This is a genomic window from Actinoallomurus acanthiterrae (assembly GCF_054775715.1).
This window is the reverse complement of the sequence record NZ_BAAHCO010000001.1, coordinates 2152500-2171816: the sequence shown is the minus strand read 5'-3', so window position 1 is coordinate 2171816 and position 19317 is coordinate 2152500. Positions and strand designations below refer to the sequence as shown.

General features: G+C 69.0%; 15 protein-coding genes and 1 tRNA gene. 4 read left to right on the top strand and 12 right to left on the bottom strand.

Features of this window, described 5'->3' with window-relative positions; all coding sequences use genetic code 11:
- Positions 1 to 10: 10 nt before the first annotated feature.
- Together ACYVF7_RS10630 and ACYVF7_RS10625 are read right to left on the bottom strand one after the other, a co-directional pair.
- Complete coding sequence (locus ACYVF7_RS10630) at positions 11 to 742, bottom strand: DALR anticodon-binding domain-containing protein (protein WP_460338378.1); 732 nt, start codon at positions 740 to 742, stop codon at positions 11 to 13.
- 55 nt (positions 743 to 797) lie between these two features.
- The gene (locus tag ACYVF7_RS10625; RefSeq protein WP_460357857.1) at positions 798 to 1175 is read right to left on the bottom strand and encodes a response regulator transcription factor; all 378 of its coding nucleotides are present in this window, start codon (positions 1173 to 1175) and stop codon (positions 798 to 800) included.
- 211 nt (positions 1176 to 1386) lie between these two features.
- On the opposite strand from ACYVF7_RS10625, the gene ACYVF7_RS10620 reads away from it, so the two are divergent.
- Positions 1387 to 1458: transfer RNA gene (locus ACYVF7_RS10620), tRNA-Arg, on the top strand.
- A gap of 43 nt (positions 1459 to 1501) precedes the next feature.
- Here ACYVF7_RS10620 and ACYVF7_RS10615 read toward each other — a convergent pair.
- A complete protein-coding gene (locus ACYVF7_RS10615; protein WP_460338376.1) occupies positions 1502 to 3403 on the bottom strand; it encodes a CHASE3 domain-containing protein in 1902 nt (633 codons plus the stop codon).
- 162 nt (positions 3404 to 3565) lie between these two features.
- Here ACYVF7_RS10615 and ACYVF7_RS10610 point away from each other — a divergent pair, with 162 nt between their 5' ends.
- Positions 3566 to 4198: a response regulator gene (locus ACYVF7_RS10610; protein WP_460338374.1), complete on the top strand. Its 633-nt coding sequence runs from the start codon at positions 3566 to 3568 to the stop codon at positions 4196 to 4198.
- 141 nt (positions 4199 to 4339) lie between these two features.
- Here the strand turns inward: ACYVF7_RS10610 and ACYVF7_RS10605 are convergent, their stop codons facing one another.
- Positions 4340 to 4762 (bottom strand): response regulator, encoded by a 423-nt coding sequence (locus ACYVF7_RS10605; RefSeq protein ID WP_460338372.1) that lies wholly within the window; start codon positions 4760 to 4762, stop codon positions 4340 to 4342.
- Between the two features lie 310 nt (positions 4763 to 5072).
- Between ACYVF7_RS10605 and ACYVF7_RS10600 the strand changes: the two genes are divergently transcribed.
- Together ACYVF7_RS10600 and ACYVF7_RS10595 are read left to right on the top strand one after the other, a co-directional pair.
- On the top strand, positions 5073 to 5480 hold the full coding sequence (locus ACYVF7_RS10600; RefSeq protein WP_460338370.1) for a nickel-binding protein: 408 nt from the start codon (positions 5073 to 5075) through the stop codon (positions 5478 to 5480).
- On the top strand, positions 5477 to 7807 hold the full coding sequence (locus tag ACYVF7_RS10595; RefSeq protein ID WP_460338368.1) for a helix-turn-helix transcriptional regulator: 2331 nt from the start codon (positions 5477 to 5479) through the stop codon (positions 7805 to 7807). Before ACYVF7_RS10600 ends, ACYVF7_RS10595 begins: the two co-directional genes overlap by 4 nt.
- Positions 7808 to 7838: 31 nt before the next feature.
- Here the strand turns inward: ACYVF7_RS10595 and ACYVF7_RS10590 are convergent, their stop codons facing one another.
- The 8 genes from ACYVF7_RS10590 to ACYVF7_RS10555 form a co-directional block, all read right to left on the bottom strand.
- Positions 7839 to 9056, bottom strand: a complete 1218-nt coding sequence (locus ACYVF7_RS10590; RefSeq protein WP_460338366.1) for a branched-chain amino acid ABC transporter substrate-binding protein — start codon at positions 9054 to 9056, stop codon at positions 7839 to 7841.
- Between the two features lie 408 nt (positions 9057 to 9464).
- Entirely contained in the window at positions 9465 to 10457 is a 993-nt protein-coding gene (locus ACYVF7_RS10585) for an aldo/keto reductase (protein ID WP_460338364.1), read from the bottom strand.
- 127 nt (positions 10458 to 10584) lie between these two features.
- Positions 10585 to 13860, bottom strand: a complete 3276-nt coding sequence (locus tag ACYVF7_RS10580; RefSeq protein WP_460338362.1) for an AAA family ATPase — start codon at positions 13858 to 13860, stop codon at positions 10585 to 10587.
- Positions 13854 to 14036, bottom strand: a complete 183-nt coding sequence (locus ACYVF7_RS10575) for a hypothetical protein (RefSeq protein ID WP_460338360.1) — start codon at positions 14034 to 14036, stop codon at positions 13854 to 13856. Before ACYVF7_RS10575 ends, ACYVF7_RS10580 begins: the two co-directional genes overlap by 7 nt.
- A gap of 154 nt (positions 14037 to 14190) precedes the next feature.
- Positions 14191 to 15453, bottom strand: a complete 1263-nt coding sequence (locus ACYVF7_RS10570) for a Vgb family protein (protein ID WP_460338358.1) — start codon at positions 15451 to 15453, stop codon at positions 14191 to 14193.
- Between the two features lie 143 nt (positions 15454 to 15596).
- Positions 15597 to 16367: a helix-turn-helix transcriptional regulator gene (locus tag ACYVF7_RS10565; protein ID WP_460338356.1), complete on the bottom strand. Its 771-nt coding sequence runs from the start codon at positions 16365 to 16367 to the stop codon at positions 15597 to 15599.
- A gap of 115 nt (positions 16368 to 16482) precedes the next feature.
- On the bottom strand, positions 16483 to 17244 hold the full coding sequence (locus ACYVF7_RS10560) for a helix-turn-helix transcriptional regulator (protein WP_460338354.1): 762 nt from the start codon (positions 17242 to 17244) through the stop codon (positions 16483 to 16485).
- 165 nt (positions 17245 to 17409) lie between these two features.
- On the bottom strand, positions 17410 to 19275 hold the full coding sequence (locus ACYVF7_RS10555) for an AfsR/SARP family transcriptional regulator (protein ID WP_460338352.1): 1866 nt from the start codon (positions 19273 to 19275) through the stop codon (positions 17410 to 17412).
- Positions 19276 to 19317: the final 42 nt, after the last annotated feature.

Genomic DNA, 19317 nt, shown 5'->3' with positions numbered 1-19317 from the left:
TCCGTTGCGCTCAAAGACGGTCGTTCGGGGTCTCACCGAGCATGCGCAGGCCATTGCCCAGGACGACGTACGCCGCCCCAGCCAGGTTAAGGCGTGCGGAGTGGTGGCCGGTGATGGGTTCGTCGCCCTTCGGCAACGCCGGACACCACTCGTGGACATCGTGGTACGCATCGGCGATCAGTTCCAACTGCCGCGTGAACGGCCGCGGGTCGCCGGTCCGGGCGGCCTGCTCGGCCCGCCCGGGAAAATCCGCGATCAGACCCACGAGCCGCCGCTCACGCGGATCCTCCAGGGACCCTTCGGCCGGCCGGATGCCCAGCTCGGCCGCCTGCCGCCGTACGGCCGCGGCCCGCGCGTACGCGAACCGCACGACGAACCCGGGATTGTCGAAGGTCAGCGGACGCTCCGGCCAACTCGCCCGCGGCACGGTGATCACGCCGTACGTCTCGTCGACGCGACTGATCAGCGAGGCGCCGACGGCGATCGAGAGGAAACCTGGCCCCGTGACCCGTACGTCGCCCACCCCTGGCATCCGTCCCAGCCGGGTCGCCAACAGCTCGGCGATCTCCACGGCGGGCCGCCCGGCGGCACCCGCCAGCCGCAGCGGAAGCGGGGTGGCATAGTCACCGGACGCGGTGGCCGTGACGGGAACGCGCTCGGGAACGGGGACGGCGAACTCACCGTCGTCGACCGCCCCGCGAACGGCGGCCACGACGGCGGCGTTCAGCTCGGCCGGGGTCACGGTCTGAGACTAGTCGACCAACATCTGGACATCCGGCCGCCGCGGGCCTCCCGGATCAGGGCACCGGCCCGGCGCCGGCCAGCTCCCGGACCGTACGGATCAGCACGGCCGGGTCGAACGGCTTGGTCACGTAGGCGTCGACACCGATCTCATGGCCACGCCGGATGTCGTGTTCCTGGGCCCGCGCAGTGATCATGACGACCTTGATGCCGCTCGTCACCGGATCGTCGCGCAGCTTGATGGCCGTCACCCAGCCGTCGAGCCGGGGCATCATGACGTCGAGAGTGATCACGTCCGGAGCGATGTCCCGCACCCGGTCGAGGCAGTCCTGCCCGTCCACGGCGGTCAGGACCTCGAAACCCTCCAGTTGGAGGTTGACTGCGATCAGCTGCCTGATCACCTCGTCGTCATCGACGACCAGCACACGTCCCAATGTCACGGCCGCCAAGCTAACGCGTCCACCCGCCCGGACACGCGGAGAACCGCCACATGCATGCCACTTGACCGTGGATTCGATAGCGCAACGATCTTTTCCAGGGCCACCGAGTACGACGTTCGCCCAGCTCAGTCACGTACGGCAGGCCCGTGGGGCGGTTAATGTGTCCGAGGGGGGACGGTGAGCTGGTAGTCTCTATCCGTCCCGAGCCCCCTTAGCTCAGGGGATAGAGCACCGGCCTCCGGAGCCGGGTGCGCTGGTTCGAATCCAGCAGGGGGCGCACCTCATCGGCCAGCGCGATCAAGCCGCCCGCCCAGGGCCGATCATTCGTTCTGGATGGGAATCCGCACAAGCAGCAGCGTGCCATGCCCAGCCGTGCTCGTGACCTCGAGCCTGCCGCCGAGGGTCTCGACACGGTCGCTGAGGCCGATGAGCCCCGACCCGCCGCCCGGAACCGCGCCTCCGATCCCGTCGTCCCGGATCGAGAGCTGGACGGCTCCGTCCTCGACTCCGAGCGCGATCCACACCGCGGACGCCTGGGCGTGCTTGGCCGCGTTCGTAAGCGCCTCGGACACGACGTAGTAGACCGCCACCTCGATCCGCTCTGGGAGATGCCGGTCGACCGTCACGTCGAGCTCGACCGGGACCGACGAGCGACGGGCGAGCGCCTTGACGGCCGACCCGATGCCCCCCTTCGACAGGATCGCCGGATGCAGTCCCCGCGAGATCTCCTGTAGCTCCGAGACGGCGCTCGTGAGTCCCTGCGCCGCGTGGGAGAGGCGTTCCTTGAGCTCTGTGTCCTCCGGCGCCATGCGCGCCTCCGCCAGCCGGAGCTCGAGGCCGAGCGAGATGAGGCGCTGTTGCGTACCGTCGTGCAGGTCGCGCTCGATGCGGCGGCGCGCGGCGTCGGCGGCCTCGACGATGCGGGCGCGGGAGGCGGTGAGCTCCGTGCGACTCTCGGTGTTGGCGATCGCGGTGGCCACGAGCTCCATGAACTCGAGCATGCGGTTCTCGATGTTCGCGGGCTGCGGCTCGCCCGAGGGCGACAGGACGTACATGATGCCCCACAGGCGCCCCTCGACCGTGATGGGACAGCCGACCACGTAGTCGATCCCGTGCGACCGGGACCAGATGCCGATCTCGCTGGCGGTGTGGGCATAGTTCGCCATCCGCGCCGCCCGCCCGGTCTGCGACACCAGCCACCCGACGCTCCCCTCCTCGATGGTCCAGTGACCATCCAGGGGCGGCATGATCGATGGGGCGCCCGGCCTGGTCCAGTGACCGACCACGGTCGTCGTACGGTCGTGTTCCAGGCGGCTGAGCACGGTGTATTCGGCCTCCAGAATGCGGCCGATCTCGCTCGTGACCGCCATGAAGACCTCCGCGGGCGGCACCCCGTGCGCGACGAGCGTCGCGACGCGCCGTAGAGCGGCCTGTTCCTCCGCGATCCGGCGGAGCTCGTCGCGGCTCGTCTCCAGCGAGCCCGCCATCGTGTTGAACGAGTGTTCGAGCTTGCCGATCTCGCCCGGGCCGGTCTCGGGCATCCGTACGGACAGGTCGCCGCCGGCCAGGACGCCGGCCATCATCGAGGCGCGCCGTACCGGCCGGACGACCGCACGCGTCAGATATCCGCCGAAGAGAAGGATCAGCAGGATCGAGCCGGAGATGCCGACCACCGCGACGACGACGGCCATGCGGGCAGCGGCGATGGAGCTGTCATTGCGCGCGACGACGAGATCGCGCTCGTACTCGGCGAAGCTGCCGAACTCGGCCCGGAGCGCCTCGATGCGCTCCTTGCCCTCCTCGGTCACCGCGGTGGTCCGCGCGGCGGCCGGATCCTTGCGAGCAACGTTCACGACGCGGACTGAGTAGCGGTCGACATACGCCGTGCCGTTCTGCACGATCCCGTCGACCCAGTTACGCTGATCGCTGTTGACCGGCCCCGCGAGCCGCTGCAGGAGTGCGGCCTGCCCGGCGAACTTGGCGCGGGCGTCGTTCCAAGGCTGGAGGAAGCGCTCGTCCCGGGTGATCACGAAGCCGCGCTGCCCGGACTCGATGTCGATGACGAGTCTTTCGAGGTCGTTCGCGGCCCGCAGCACCTCTTCGGAGTGGCGCGCGAGCGCCGTCGCGTTGTTCAGGCCGGTGATCGCCCGGAGCAGGACCGCGAACGCACCGCCGATGAGGAGCGAGAGCAGCCCACTGGCGACGATCACGCGGAGGCTCAAGCCTCTCCGCGTGCCGGTCGGTGATCGTCTCCCCCGGACTCCCACCCTTCACCTTCTGGACGAGCACTCTGGACCTGCGAAAACTCGCAGATAATGGAGAGGAGTGAATACTTCACCATACGTCGTGGGAGAGCGGTGGAGGCAAAGCGTATCCGCATAGCCGTGGCGGACGATGACGTCCTGCTGCGGGAGGGGCTGTCGAGTCTGCTCGAACAGTCCGGATTCGAGGTCGTGGGGCAGGCGGGAGACGCCGAGGAACTCTTGACGGTCGTCCGTGCGCGCAAGCCAGAGCTCGTCATCATCGATATACGGATGCCCCCGGACCATTCGACCGAGGGACTCGACGTCGCTCACGTGATCCGGGAGGAGTTCCCCGAGATCGGGATCCTGCTCCTGTCGGCGCACGTCGAGGTCGACCAGGCGATGGAGCTCCTCGCCGCCGGACACCGGGTCGGCTACCTGCTCAAGAGCCGGGTGACCGACGTCGCCGACTTCGTCGAGACGATCGAGCGGGTCGCGCACGGGGGATCCGTCGTCGACCCCGGTCTCGTCCAGGAACTCGTCGCGGCCCGGCATAAGAACGACCCCTTGAAACTCTTGACGCAGCGTGAGCGCGAGGTGCTCTCGCTCATGGCGGAGGGCCGCTCGAACGCCGGTATCGCCCACCAGCTCTGGATCACCGAGGGCACCGTCGAGAAGCACGTCCGGAGCATCCTGTTCCGGATGCAGATCCCGGAGACCGGTGACGACCACCGGCGTGTCCTCGCGGTTGTGGCGTTCTTGGAGGCCCGCTAGCGTCCGCGTCGTCATCGTGTGCATCGTCGTTCCCAGGGCCCGGCACGGCCGAGGTCTCCCTCGCCGTCATCCTCGGCCACACCGATTCCGGCACCCCCGCATGAGCCCGATAGCACCGTGGCCCACGTGAGTTTCATGCCGCTAACCGGGCCGCGCCCAGTGCTCCTGGTCGTCGCCGGGCCGCGCCCAGTCCTGGTCGTCGCCGGTCCCGAGGATTTCCAGGACCGCCGTCCCGGACAGGTTCGCCTTGGAGAGGTAGCCGAGGACGGGGCTCGCGGCGACCAGGTCCGCGAAGTCACGCTCCTCGTACGCCGAGATGAGGATCACGCTCGGCCGCGCAGCGGGCCGGGTTCCTCGGAACCGCTCCGCGAGCTCGAAACCACTCTCCTCACCGAGATCCACGTCGACGAGCGTGACGTCCGGCCGTAGCCCGTCGACTACTCGAAGGGCTTCGGCTGAGGTCGACGCCACACCAACGACGGCGATCCCGTCTCGCTCGAGTACCTCGCGAGCAACTCGCAGGAAACGGTCGTTGTCATCGACGATGACGCAGCGAATTGCCACAGGTTCAGAATCGCAGCCAGGGCCCCCTCCTGGCATTGCAGCTAGCAGGAATGCCCGCAGGCACGCTGGCTTGGGGATCAGGATGGGGGCTGCCATCGAAGACCGGCACGGCCCCAGGCGAGATTCTGGCTGGTGGAGTGAAAAGCACCCGAAGGATCGATCGCCGATGCGCCGTATCCAGATCAGGGCCAAGAGGCCGCGCAGGGCCACAGAACCGGACCTGGATCTGCGCACGCCCGCAGGCCGCCCGATGCGGTACTGAGCCGCGAGGGCCACGCTGACCGATCTGGTCCCACAGGACACAGGAGGCATGGTGAAACCGACGGCAGGAACCGACGGCCGAACCAGCACGGCCGACCGAACGCCGGGTTCGACCGTCTACCTGGCCATCCGTCTTCCGCCTGGTGTGGTGCCAAGCGATCTCGCGGAGATCCAGTGCTGCCTCGCGACATCCGCCCGTCACGCCACCGCCTCCGGTCGGCCCGTCCGGTATCTCCACGGCATGTACGTGCCCTCGCAGGCGCGGCTGCTGTGTGCGTTCGCGGCCGAGAGTGCGGAGGTCGTGCACGCGATTGCCGAATCCGCCCGTCTGCCGTACGACCGGATCGACGACACCCGTGCCGGCCCGGAGCGCGCGGGTGGACCCAGCGCCCTGAGGATCCGCTTATCGCCTCCGTCCCATCGGCTCAACCGTTTCGGATGTCGAGAAATGCCATGAACGTTGTGTCGTGCATCGGACAGGTCGGCAACCTGCCTGCCGATGTGACGAGTCTTGTCGACCGTCGGCACGAGGTAGCCGAGGTCAAGCGCTTGCTGTCCACCTCGCGTCTGGTGACGCTCACCGGGGTCGGTGGCGTCGGGAAGACGCGGCTGGCACTACAGGCGGCCAGGGAGCTGCACCGCGCCTTCGACGAGGTATGGCTCGCGGAGCTGGCCTCCCTGACCGACCCCTCGCTGGTGACCGACACGGTGGCGGCCGCGGTCGGGTTCCGTGACCAGACGGCGCGCCCGCCTCTCCCTGCGCTGGCCGGATTCCTGGCCGAGCGCCGGATTCTGCTGGTGCTGGACAACTGCGAGCATCTCCTGGACTCGTGCGCGGTCGTCACCGATGCGCTGCTGCGGGCCGCGCCCTGGCTGCGGGTCCTGGCGACCAGCCGGCAATCGCTGGGCATCCACGGCGAGTCCACCATGACCGTGCTCCCCCTGGCCGTACCGGATCCGGACCGGCCTCCTCCGTCCGTGCAGGCGCTCGAGGAGTACAGCTCGGCCAGCCTGTTCGCCGAGCGGGCCGCCGCAGTGGTCCCCCAGTTCGCCATCGACGACGACAACCTGTTGGCGGTCACCCGGGTCTGCCATCAGCTCGAGGGAATCCCCCTGGCGATCGAGTTGGCCGCGGGACGACTGCGCGCGCTGTCGGTGGACGGGCTCGCTGCGCGCCTGGCCGACCGATACCGCTGCCTGACCGGCGGCAGCCGGGCGTCCCAGCCCCGCCAGCAGACGCTGCGCGCGCTCATGGACTGGAGCTTCCGCCTGCTGTCCCCCGCGGAGCAGACGCTGTGGGCGCGCCTGTCGGTGTTCTGCGGGCGGTTCGATCTGGGGGCCGCCGAAGCGGTCTGCGTCGACGGGGAGATCCCCCACGAGGAGGTGCTGGACCTCCTGGACGGCATGGTGAACAAGTCGCTGCTGCTGCGCGAGGAGTCCGCCGACCGGGTCCACTACCGCATGCTGGACACCCTGCGTCAGTTCGGCCTGGCGGAGCTTGCCGACAGCGGCGCCGCTGTGGCACGCCGGCATCGCGACTGGTACCTGCGGCTGGCCGAGCAGGCCGCGTCGGAGTGGTTCGGCCCGGAGCAACTGCGCTGGTGCGACCGTCTCCGGCTTGAACAGCCCAACCTGCGCGCCGCCCTGGAGTTCTGCCTGACCGAACCCGGCGAGGCCGAAGCCGGACTGCGGATCGCCGCAGCCCTGCACCACACGCACTGGCACGCCAACTCGCTGTTCAGTGAGGGACGCAACTGGCTCGACCGTCTCCTGTGCACCGCCCCCGACCCCAGCCCCGCGCGCGCGAAGGTCCTGTACGTCGGCGCGTGGCTCGCACTCATGCAGGGCGACGGAGTGCCGGCCCACGCCATGCTGGAAGAGTGCGGGCAACTGGCCCGGTGGTACGACGACGGCGAGAGCCTCGCCTACGTCGCCCACCTGTCCGCCCTGGCCGCGCTGCACCGTGGGGACAACGAGGAAGGCACGCGGCTGTGCCAGGAGGGGAGGGACCTCTTCGCGGCCAACGGCGATCTGCTCGGCATCGTCATGTCCGACCTGGCCCTGGCCGTCGCCCTCGGCGAGCGCGGAGAGGGCGACCGCGCGGTGGAACTGTGCGAGAAGTGCCTGGCGCTCACGGAGGACCACGGTGAGGACTGGTGCCGGGCCTACGCGCTGACGGTCCTGGCCATCGAGGCGTGGCACCAGAGAGACACCATACGCGCCGCGTCCCTGGCACGGGAGGGCCTGCTGGCCGGCCGGGCCTTCGGCGACCGGCTCGGCATCGCCGTCAGCATGGAGGTCCTGGCCTGGATCGCCACCACCGGCGCCGATCCCCAGCGGGCCGCCCTCCTCCTCGGTGCCTCCGACGCGATCGCCCGCAACGCGCGCATGTGCGTGCTACGCGTCGGCCGCTACATCGGCTACCACGACTGGTGCGAGGAGCGGCTGCGACGTGAGCTCGGCGAGTGCGGATTCGGGCAGGTCTTCGAGCGCGGAAGCCGACTCACGGTGGACGAGGCGATCAAGGAGTCCCTCGGCGAGAGGCCGGCCGAGCCGGAGTCCGCCCCGGCCGCCTGCCGTACCTCGCCGCTGACCCGCCGCGAGACCGAGGTCGCCGCGTTGGTCGCCGAGGGGATGAGCAACAAGCAGATCGCCGCGAAGCTCGTCATCGCCCAGCGCACCGCCGAGGGCCATGTCGAGCGCATCCTGGACAAGCTCGGCTTCACCTCGCGTACGCAGATCGCCATCTGGGTCACCGGCGGTACCCTCCGGCGCGAGACCTAACGCGATCTGGGTGTTGTACTCGCGGAGCCGATCAAGGGATTGCTTCCCTGATGGGCGTTTCGACCGGTCGGCTCTGACCCTGAGCGCGATGGAGCAGCTTGACCTTCGTGGCGTCGCCGAGGAAGGTCAGCTTGCCGTTCTCCACGCCGAACATGTAGATCGCATTGTTCTCGATCTCGCCGGTCGCGGCGAACTTGATCGGCTTGGACACACCCGTGACGCGGACTGTCTTCAGGAAGTCGTTGATCTCCGGGCCGGTGGTCTTACCCGCCTTGATCGCGCTGAGGAACAGGTTCGCCGCGTCGAAGCCCTCGGCGGAGTAGGTGCGCTGCTCGGTGTGGTATTTCGCCTTGTAGTCGTCGATGAACTTCTTGACCGCCGGGTTGCCGGAGGTCGAGTTCACCGACTGGCAGGCGCAGGAAGCCAGCGCGCCCTCGGCCTGCTTTGCGCCGGCCGTCGAGATCAGCTCCGGGTCGTTGGCGGCGTCGTCGGAGACGAACGTGCCGGTGAAACCGCCCGCGCGCAGTTGCTTGAGCAGCTTGCCGGCCTCGGCGTAGTAACCGCCGTAGAAGATCGCCGTGGCCCCCGAGCTCTTGACCTTCTTGACGGTCGAGGAGTAGTCCGTCGACTGCGGGTCGATCTTGTCGCGGGTGACCGTGACGCCCGCGCCCTGCAGCGTGGCGAAGACCTTGTCCGCCAGGCCGACGCTGTACTCCTGGTCGTCGTCGATGACGAAGGCCTTCTTGGCGCCGAGCGTGCCGGCGATGAACTCGCCGTCGACCCGGCCCTGGACGTCATCGTTGGACAGGATGCGGTGCCAGTACTTCCAGCCGTTCTTGCCCAGCGCCGTCGCCGTAGCCACCGAGACGTTCGGGATCTTCGCCTTCTCGAAGTCGGCATCGACCGCCTTGGACTCACCCGAGAACTCGGGACCGATGATCGCCGTCACCTTGTCCCGGACGGCCTTCTGCGCCTCCCCGGGAGCGACACTCGGGTCACCCCTGGTGTCGTACGCCTTGAAGTGGACCTTCACCTTCGGGTTGGTCGCGTTGTACTGATCGATCGCCAGCTTCGCACCGTTCGAAAAGTTCATGCCCAGCTGCGCGTTTTCGCCCGTCTGGGCACCGACGAAGGCGATCGTGACGCCGTTCGGGGCGTTGTCGCCGGACTTGCCGCACGCGGAGGCGCCGAACCCCAGTGTCGCGCCCACCGCCACCACGCCGGCGAACTTGATGAATCTGCTCGGCATGGCCGCTCGCTCTCCCGTCCGGACCGCCGGGTTCTGGGTACGTGTCCGCACCCCAGGTCGTGGGACTCGGCTAGCGGGCGAAATTTCACGCGTCCTGGGGCTAAGGCTGTAGTAAACCGATGCGCAGGTCACGAGCAGTAGATCCGGCGCGAAGGCGCATCGCACCTTCGTTGCTGGTCCGTGCCATAAAGCGCCGTATTGCGTCACGGCTCATACGCAGCGTAACCCATGCGTGCCCTGCGAGGGACGCCCATCTTGATCAAGTAAAACCCCGGCCGACCAGCCTGAACGCTGGAAGCCGGGGTCTCGCGCATGTGCAGCCGGGCGCCACCGGACGCAGCCTCATGTCCTTGATCGCGAAACGGCCTCCACGCCATCTTCGCCGCATGCCATCCACCCGGAGGAATGTCAGTACGCGGCGTCGAGTCTCGTCCGCTGTTCCGCCGTCAGCTCCAGGTCCACCGCGGCCAGGCTCTCCTCCAGCTGCTCGACGGAGGAAGCGCCGACGAGCGGGATCATCGGGATCTCGCCCCCGATCAGCCAGGCGAGCACCACCTGGTTGACGGTCGCTCCCGTATCCTTCGCCACTTCCGACAGCGCCGCATGGCGCCGAGGCGTGCCCGGGTGGTCGAACGCGGCGTCGAGCGGCTTGTCGTCACGTACGTAGCCGCCGCCCAGCAAGGGCGAGTAGGCGACCAGCGTGAGTTCGGGCTCGGCTCGCAGGTAGCTGAGCAGGTTTCCGTCGACCACGCCGAGGTTGCCGTCCTTGGACCGCAGGGTCGGCAGATCGGTGCGCGGTCGCTGGTAGGAGTGGTGATATTGCAGGACCTCATAGCCGGGGAGCCCGGCCGCGGTCGCGAGGGTCCTGGCCCGCTCGAGTCGCCACGCCCAGTGGTTGCTCGCCCCGAGGAGACCCACGGTGCCGTCCTCGACCAGGCCCGCGAAGGCCTCTACGGTCTCCTCCAACGGGACGTTGGAACCCTCGAGGTACGCGTGTGCGTACAGCAGGTCCAGCTTGTCCACGCCGAGCCGTTCCCTGCTCCGCTCCGATGACTCCCGGATCACCGAGGCGGACAGGCCCTCAAGGTCGTGGGTGAGGCCGGTCGCCGGAGCGTTGGGCCGCCCTCCGAGCTTGGTGGCGATGACGATCTCGTCGGTGACGCTGCGGCTGCGTCGCCAGCGGCCGAGCAGCGCTTCGCTTTCGCCTCCCTGAGTGCCGTCGACCCAGTAGGCGTAGTTATTGGCGGTGTCGATGAAGGTGCCGCCGGCCTCGACGAAGCGGTCGAGGATGGCGTACGACGTCGCCTCGTCCGTGGCGGTGCCGAACAGCATCGCGCCAAGGCTCAGAACACTGACTTCACGGCGAGTCTTCGGATCGCCGCCAATCGTGCGGTACTTCATACGAAACCCCTCTCCAGCCGCCCATTCATGTCGGGCGCCGAGCGGGATTATTCGTCCTAGAGCCGCCTCTAGGTCAACCGCCTCCCCCAAAGACCCGGCCGAGCCTGAGCGACGCGGTCGCGTGCGGCTACAGGTACAGGCCGGGTCGTCCCTCGGTCGTCTCGGGAGTGTCTGCTTCCGGCAGGTCCTCGACGCGGAGGACGCCGAGGTCGGTGGGGCTCAGGTCCGGGGTGCCCGGGGCCGTGGTGATGCGCTCGGCCTGGCGGCTGATCGTCGCTTCGAGCAGGTTCCGGATCAGGCGGCCGTTGCCGAACGACGGGCCGCGTTCCACGCTGCGGAGGCGGTCGGCGATCGCGTCGCGGACGTCCGGTGCGAGGGTGAAGCCCTCCCTCTCCGCCATGGACGCGAAGATCGCCACGAGCTCCTCGTCCGAATAGTCCGGGAACTCCAGTCGTTTCGGGAAGCGCGACGCGAGACCCGGGTTGTCCTCCAGGAACAGATCCATCTCTTTCCCGTAGCCGGCGACGATCACTACGAGGTCGGCACGGTGGTCCTCCATCAGTTTCACCAGCGTGGCGACCGCCTCGTGGCCGAAGTCCCACGGCGACTGACGCGGGGTGAGCGTGTACGCCTCGTCGATGAACAGCACTCCCCCGAGCGCGCGCTCGACCACGCCGGTCACCTTCGCCGCCGTCTGGCCGATGTAACCGGCGACGAGGTCGGCGCGCGAGACCTCGACGAGATGGCCGGACGACAGCAGGCCGAGATCGGCGTAGACACCGGCGAGCACGCGGGCCACCGACGTCTTGGCGGTTCCGGGCCTGCCGGAGAACACCATGTGCCGGGCGGGCGCGCTCACCGGCAGGCCGGCGTCGCGGCGCAGGCTCTCGCTCCGGACCTCGGCCGCCAGCCGCCGTACCTCCCGCTTGACGTCCGTCAGGCCGATCATCGCGTCGAGTCCGGCGATCGGGTCGACCGGCGGCTTGGTGCGGATGCGGCCGCTCAGCGTGCCGGGGATGTCCTCGGCGCGGAGTTCGGCGGGGTCCGCGTCCGGCGCGTCGGCCAGGCGGCGGGACTGCAGGGCGGAGGCGCGTTCGAGAAGGTTGCGCATGAGCCGGGCGTTGCCGAAGGAGCGGCCCCGCGGCTGCCGGCGGATGAGCCCGCGGACCTTGTCCGCGACGCCCTCGCCGAGCCGTAGGCCCGCCTCGTCCGCCTGCGACTCCAGTATCTCGATCAGCTCGTCGTCGCCGTAGTCCGGGAAACGCACCGTCGTGGGGAAGCGGGAGGCCAATCCGGGGTTGGCGGACAGGAAGTCGAACATCTCCGCCTCGTACCCGGCGACGACCACGGCGAGGTCGTCGCGGTGGTCGTCCATGAACTTGAGCAGCTCGGTGATCGCCTCGGGGCCGTAGTCCTCGTGGCTGTCCGACCGGGCCAGGGAGTACGCCTCGTCGATGAACAGGACTCCGCCGAGCGCCTGCTCCGCCAGGCGCCGGGTCTTGACCGCCGTCTGGCCGAGGTACTGCCCGACCAGGTCCGAGCGGGTCGCCTCCACCAGGTGACCCGATGTGAGCAGGCCGAACCGCTTGTAGATGCCCGCGAGCAGTCGTGCCACGTGGGTCTTGCCGGTTCCCGGGTTGCCGGTGAACACCATGTGCCGGGCCGGGACCACGGCGCGCAGGCCCGCCTCACGGCGTTTGCGCGCCGCCTCTGCCTGGTCCAGCCACAGCTCGATCTCCTGCTTGACCTCCCCGAGCCCGATGAGGGCGCGGAGTTCGGCGAGCGGGTCCGCGTGGACGCCGTCGGCGACGAAGGTGGCGGGAACGTCCGCCAGGGTCACGGCCGGCCGGGTTCCCGGCGTCGTACGGGACCGGACCTCCTCGATCAGTCTCTCCGCGAGGCTGTGGGCCAGCCGGGCGTTGCGCAGGTTGCGGACCGGCGCCGTACGGGCGAGGAGCGCGCCGGCGGCGGTCGCGGCGTCCGGCTCGGTGGTGCCGCCGCGCTGCTCCACCGCCCGGCGGAACAGCTCGGCGTACCCCTCGGCGGTGAACGGCCGGGTGCGGACGACCTGGAACCGCTGGAGCAGGCCCGGGTTGACCTCCCGCAGCCGCTCGTCCCCGCGCGCCTCGGTCAGCGCCACGACGTGCAGGTCGTCGTACACGTCGAGGAGCCGGTGCAGCTCCTCCACCACGGCGCTGCCGTTCTGCGGCTCGTCGCCTAGAGCGTCGAGGTTGTCGATGATGACGAGGCGCCGGCCGTGCGAGTCCCGTACGGCGACGTGAAAGGCGGCCACCGCGTCGCTCTGCCCGGAGTAGATGGCGTCCGACATCCAGAGCGGGCCGTCGGCCAGCCCGCGGCCGCGCATGATCCGCTCCACTTCCTGGGCAGCGTCGCGTTTTCCGGTGCCGTCCGGGCCGGCGATGAGGAGCCGCACCGGGCCGGAGCGCGCCTCGCCGATCGTCCGCAGCATCGCGACGACGTCCGGCTGTCCGATCAGCGCGGAGCCGTACTCGGCGGTCTCGGCGGCCGCCTTCGCGGGCGCGGCGGCGCCGCCGGCGCCGAACCGGGCGGCGAGCGGGTTGGAGACGACGCGCCGCGGCTGGAACAGCCGGATCTGGTCGTAGGTGAAGCCGCCGACGGGAACGCCGTACTCATCCGGGTCGGCCGGTTCGTCGGGAAGGCCGTGCACCGCGCACACGAACCGGATCGCCATGTCCAGCCAGGCACGGCACGCGTCGGCCTGCCTGGCGGCCAGCCCCTGTGCCAGCCAGGTGCGGATCCGGCCGGGCCAGTCCTGTGGGTCGACCTCCGCGAGCGCCTCGGTCACCTCCGCCGTACGGGCGCCGAGCGCGACCGCCACCTCGGCGGGCACGGACTCCTGGCCCATCGCCCGCAGCAGGCCGGCGAGGCCGTATCCGGGCGGTCCCGCCAGTGGCACGACGTCGCGGAGATGGTCGTGGGTGGGCAGGAGCCCTTCACAGACCCAGCGGAGGTGGTCGATCGGGCCCGCCAGCTCCGGCAGCCCGCCGAGGATCTCCTCGTCCGCGACCGCCGCCCACTGCTCACGCCGGTCCTCGGGCGGGACGGCCGGATCGTACGGCGCCGTCTCGTACAGGCGGAGCAGCGCCTGCCGTCGCGACTCGACCGGCTCGAGGCCCGCGAAGGCGGCCACGCAGTCGCGGGCCAGCTCTCGGGCGGTCGCGTGGTTCTGGACGAACCACTCGCCGTCGCGCAGATCCCACTGGTACGGCGGACGCCACGTCGTGACGGACGCGCCCCAGATGTCGGACTTGCGCGCCGGCGCGCGATCCAGCCACCGCCCGAAGATCTCGGCCTCCACGTCGGCCCGGTTCCCGGCGCGTACGGCTCCGACGCCGAGCAGGTACTGGAGGATGCTCAGCATCTCCTCGCGCACCAGGTCCGGCCGCCGCCGGCCCGCTCGTCGCCCATCAGCGCCTCGGCCCTGGCCGCGATCTCCTCGAACGTGCCGTCCGGCACCCGCCAGGGCCGGCCGTACGCGTACAGGTCGAGCACCGGCTCATCGCCGAGCAGGATCTCCAGATGCTCTGGCAGTCCCAATTACGCCCGTCTCCCCAGTGATTCGATGTGCCGCCGCTGTTCTACACCACCCGCGGACCGGGGCCGGCCGGGGCCGAAACGCTCTCCGCCTGGATGAGCGCCGCACGCCGCTCGAGGATCGTCGCGCGGCGTCGCCCTCACCCTCGTGCGGCGGCTAAGAAATGATCAATCGTCCGACCTTGTTGGCGGTGAGCTCGGCGAACCAGATCGACCCCGCCTGTTCGTTGTTGATGTCACACGGGCTCGACAGCGACGACGGGGTCGCGTAGGTCGCGACCTTGTGCGTCGCCGGGTCGAAGCTCGCCATGCGGTTGCCCAGCCCGACGCTCCCGGCGAAGTTCAGCGGGAAGTACAGCCTGCCGTCGCTGCCGGTGACGATCGGGCCGGGAATCGGGAGCGGGTTGCCGATGCTGATGCCGTTCAGCAGCCCGCTGAGCAGACCGTGCGCTCCGAGGAGCGGATACTCGGCGATCTTGCCGGTGGCGGGATCGATACGGGCCAGTTTCATCGCCCGTTCCTCAGTGACCCAGATCGCGCCGTCGGGACCGGTCGTCACGCCGAGCGGGAACGACGCCGGCGTCGGCATCGTGTACGCGGTGACCGCCTTGGTGTCGACGTCGATCGAATAGACCTTGTTCTCCAGCGGCATGTCGGTGACCATGGTGCGCCGCGGGCCGGGTTTGATGATCCCGAACAGGGCCTGTTCCGCCCCGACCGCCGTGGGCAGCCGGTACTTGGTCATCCGGTGAGTCGCCATGTCGACGCGTCCCACGGCGTTCAGCCCACCGAGGGTGAACCACATCGCGTTATCGGCGCCTTTGCTGATGTCGTTCGCCAGGCCGAGCCCGGTGTGGAGGGGCAGCCCGAGCGCGGTCGTGCTGAACGCGCCGGCCCAGGGCAGCGGCAGTTCCCGCATACTGCCGGAGTCGGGGTCGATGCGGAGCAGGCTGTTGCCCGTGACCTCGGTGGACCAGATCGCCCCGTCCTGGCCGAGCTCCTCACCGCCGGGCACCGACAGCGGCATCGGCGTGTTGAACTCGGTGAACCGTCCGGTCTTCGGGTCCATCCGGGCGAACTGCCCGGCGAGGTACTGCTCGACCCAGAGCCGGCCCCGGCGGTCGAACTCCACCTCACAGGCGCCCGAGATCGGCCCTGTCGGCAGCGGCCCGTACTCGACCACACGCGGCGCGGCGGCCCGTGCGCCGGCCGCGGGCGGGATCACCGTGGCACCGGCGAGGACGGCGACGCCGAGCCCCCTCAGCAGCGGGCGTGCGGTCCTCCGTAGGGAGGGACGGGGACGCGTGGCGAGTTGTCGCATTCCTGTTTCGTTCCTGTCGGTCGAGCGCCGGTCCAGTGCCTGGCGGCGTAGGCGGGGGGTGAACGTGACGGGCAGGGCGGCCAGGCCGCGCATCTGCATGGGACGGCCGCCAGACTAGATCTTCGGGCTCGACCGCGAGCACCAGATCCGGAAGCCCACCCATAAGGGCCTCGACGGCCGTCGCGTCGCCCGTCAGATCCGGTGCCTCTTCCTCCGGCAGCGCCGACTGTCGTACCGGTTACTCATGAGGTCCGGCAACGCACCTGGTCGACGGGAATTCCGTTGCTCCGGGACAGGGCCAGTTGGGTGCGGCTGGCGCACCCGGTCTTGGCGAAAATGTGCGTCAAATGCTTCTTCACCGTATCGACGGTGACATGGAGCGTGCGGGCGATTTCGCCGTTACTGAGTCCTTCGGCGATCAGATCGGCGATCTGCGACTCTCGCTTGGTGAGTGGTTGACCGTTCGCCGCGAGCTGGTGTCGGGTGAGGTGCTGTTGCAGCAACGGCGCGAGCTGACGCCCCAGCTTGCCGAGGATGGCCCGTTCCAAACTTCGCGCGCCGTTCTCTTCAAAGGCGACCACGAGATACTCGGCGCCGACGACCCCCGCGTCGATGCGGACGGCGATCGCGTCGACGATGCCATGGCGTCGGCAGAAGCGCTCGATGGCGAGGCGCTCCGGCTCGCTCGCGCCTTTCAGTTCACTCATCGCCACGACCCCATGCGCCCGGAGCCGAGACTGCACACATGCGAGACTTAGTGGATCTTGACCAGGTGCAGCGCGATCAGCGGAGTCCGGCGACAACGGGAGTTTGTCGATTGACGCGTGGCGAATCGTCGCCTTCGTCCAGGCGAAGTGCCGCGCCAGTGAGGTAAGCAGCGTTTTCCGAAGGACGTGAATGTCTGCAGCCTCTATTACGTCATCCAATACCGCAAAGAGGCGGCGGTAATCGGCAGGCTGAAGCGGATCGACATCGCATACCCGGGCCGGGCCTGCCACCGACGTCATGGACATGCCTCGAGCATCACATGCCGCATGTCCCCCGACATCCGGCGGAAGCCTTACACCGGACCTTAGATCCGGGCCGTACCCCCCTTAGCCGAGCCCGCGGGCTGCGGATCCAGGTACGCTAACCGCTCATGCTCGTGCGGCCGAGCAGCATAAGGGCGAGTTGTGTCCGGTTCGTGCAGCCGGTCTTTGACATCGCGCGAGTCAGATGTTTTTTCACGGTATCGACGGTGATGTGCAGTCGCCGGGCGATCTGCACGTTGCTCAGCCCGCCGGCCACCAGTCTCGCCACCTGCTCTTCACGGCTGGAAAGACCCGCCGGCACCTGGGAAGGGGCGCGCAGTCGGGAGAAATGCCTGTCGAGCCAAGGCCCGAGGTAACGGTGCAGATGCCCCATCAAGGCCCGATCGCGTTCGCGCAGCGCGCTCTCGTCGTCGAAGTAGACGCATACGAGCGCCGCCCCGCCCGCCCTGCCGGCGATACGGCCGTTCAGGGTGTCCGCGATCCGGTGGCGATGTAGATACTTTTCTACGAAAGACCATTCACGGGCCGTCGAGCCGGCCCGCAGGTCCCGGAGGGAGATCTGCCCCTCCCGGTCGAGCAAGCGGACGGCCGTGGGCGTCTTGAAGGGGTTCTGCAGATACCAGCGATCGAGATACTCGTCCAGGAATGCCGAGGAGCGGTCGCTATGGAAGTGATTGACGGCGACGGCCCGATCGGGAAAGCCACCCAGGTCCGCGGGTATATCGACGATCAGAGAGTCGGTCCAACGCAAACGTGACGCCAGCGACTCCCGGAACTGCTCAAAGAAGTGTTCCTCCCCGGCCAGGTCGGCTAGATCTTCGAGAACGGCGAACATATTACGGTAGTCCGCCAGCTCCAATGGAGACGCACTTCCAGAGTGACGCATCAGCCCGAGCCTCGCTTCCATAGTGATGAAAGGGCCGCACCGAAGCCTCTCATGCCACAAGCTCTTCCGATGGCGATGACGAACCTATTGGACGGGGATGCGGGCCCAACATTCCACGAAGGTGGAATGTTCGCTGAATCACAGTGCGGGGGTGCACGCGGTGTGCAGGTCATGGTCCAGCACCCGGTGGCAGGCGGCGGACCGTTCGTCCTCCGTGTCGAGCGCTCGAGCCTGTTCCGCGGCATAGGCGCGTACCAGATCATGCATGGCGAATCGGCCGGGAACGTGCTCGGTGACCAAGTGCGCACGGGCGAGCTCGGCCAGCAGATGCCGGGTCCGTTCCAGCGGAAGCTCGACCAGGACGGCCGCCGCGGGGTGGGCGATGTCCCGGCCGGGATGGGCGCTCAGCAGGCGGAACAACCGGGCCGCTCCGGGGGTGAGTGTGCGATAGGACCCCGAGAAGACGGCCCTGAGGTCTGCGGCCACCTCTCCGGCCTCGAAGGCGTCCAGACACGCGGAACCGGTGCGGATCTTCTCGGCGAGCAGTGCCAAGGGGAGGTCGGGGCGCATGCTCGCATGGGCGGCGACGATGCTCAGCGCCAGGGGCAGTCCCCCGCAGTAGGCGAGCAGGTCGGCGACCGCGCCCGGTTCCGCCCGAGTCCGGTGCGGACCCAGCCGGCCGTCGAACAACCGGCCTGCCTCATCAGGCGTGAGGACGTCCACGGTCATCGGCCGGGCGCCGTGTGCGGTGACCAGTCCGGTGAGCTGGTTTCGGCTGGTGACGAGTACGACGGACGAAGGACCGCCCGGCAGCAACGGCGTCACCTGAGCGGTGTCACGAGCGTTGTCCAAGATGATCAGCATGCGCTTGTCCGCCATCAGCGTGCGGTACAGCGCGGCCTGGGCGCCCAGGCTCGCCGGAATGGCCGTGGTGTCCGCGCCGAGGGCCTCGAGGAAGGTGCGCACCGCCGCCTCCGGCGCCATCGGCGGCTCAGACGGGTCGAACCCGCGCAGGTCAACGTACAGCTGTCCGTCGGGAAAGCGGTTCGTGTTCTGGTACGCCCAGTGCAGGGCCAGCCAGGTCTTGCCGACGCCCGCACCGCCGCCGATCGCCGAGACGAGGACCGTCTGGTCCGGTCCGCCCGGACCGCCCAGGGTGCGATCGAGCGCGGCGAGTTCGCCGGTTCGGCCGATGAACTGGGGCGGCGGCGCGGGCAGCTGGCGCGGGATGCGCGCGACCTCGTGTACGGGAGATGACGGGAGGGCGAGGGCGGGATCGGTGATCAGAATCTGCTGATGCATCTGCTGGAGCGCGGCACTGGGGTCGACGCCGAGTTCTTCGGCGAGGCGAAGCCGGATCCGCTCGTACCGGTCGAGGGCCTCGGCCTGTCGCCCGCTGCGATAGAGAGCGAGGAGGAGCAGGCCGGCCAGGCGCTCATTCAGTGGATGCCCGGCGGCCAGCGTGAGCAGTTCGGGAACCAGCGCGGCGTGCCGTCCCAGCCGTAGACCGGTTTCGCAGTAGTCCAGGTGCGCCGCCAGACGCTCGGCCTGGAGCGCATGCCGCATCTCGGTCAGCCATGGGGAGTCGACGTCGGCGAAGGGTTCGCCCCGCCACTGTGCCAGGGCGAGACCGTGCAACCGGCCCGCTTCGGCGACGTCGTCGCTGGCCCGGGCCTGCGCCGCCAAGGCGCGGAATCGATGCAGGTCGACCGCTTCCTCATCGACCTTAAGGACATATCCGGCGGAAGTTCGCTTGATATCGCAGCCAGCAACGGTCGACAGGGCGATACGCAGCCGAGAAAGGTAGCTGCGCAACGTTCCCGTGGCTCGCTCCGGTGGGTACTCGCCCCAGACACGCTCGGCGAGTCGAGTGAGTGAAACGGGATGATTGACGTCGATCAGTAGCGCGGCGAGCACACTTCGCTGCCGAGAATGACCTACGTCAATCGGTTGGGCATCAGCCCTGGCATACGTCTCCCCCAAAACCCCGAGTTCGATCGGCATTCCGCTCCCTGTAGGCAACGTCTCGCCGGTGACCTGCTGTGG

Coding starts and splice junctions, on each gene's coding strand:
- ACYVF7_RS10600 (WP_460338370.1), top strand. CDS start 5,073: ATGGTGAAACCGACGGCAGGAACCGACGGCCGAACCAGCACGGCCGAC.
- ACYVF7_RS10595 (WP_460338368.1), top strand. CDS start 5,477: ATGAACGTTGTGTCGTGCATCGGACAGGTCGGCAACCTGCCTGCCGAT.
- ACYVF7_RS10590 (WP_460338366.1), bottom strand. CDS start 9,056: ATGCCGAGCAGATTCATCAAGTTCGCCGGCGTGGTGGCGGTGGGCGCG.
- ACYVF7_RS10585 (WP_460338364.1), bottom strand. CDS start 10,457: ATGAAGTACCGCACGATTGGCGGCGATCCGAAGACTCGCCGTGAAGTC.
- ACYVF7_RS10580 (WP_460338362.1), bottom strand. CDS start 13,860: ATGCTGAGCATCCTCCAGTACCTGCTCGGCGTCGGAGCCGTACGCGCC.
- ACYVF7_RS10570 (WP_460338358.1), bottom strand. CDS start 15,453: ATGCAGATGCGCGGCCTGGCCGCCCTGCCCGTCACGTTCACCCCCCGC.
- ACYVF7_RS10565 (WP_460338356.1), bottom strand. CDS start 16,367: ATGTCCATGACGTCGGTGGCAGGCCCGGCCCGGGTATGCGATGTCGAT.
- ACYVF7_RS10555 (WP_460338352.1), bottom strand. CDS start 19,275: ATGCCGATCGAACTCGGGGTTTTGGGGGAGACGTATGCCAGGGCTGAT.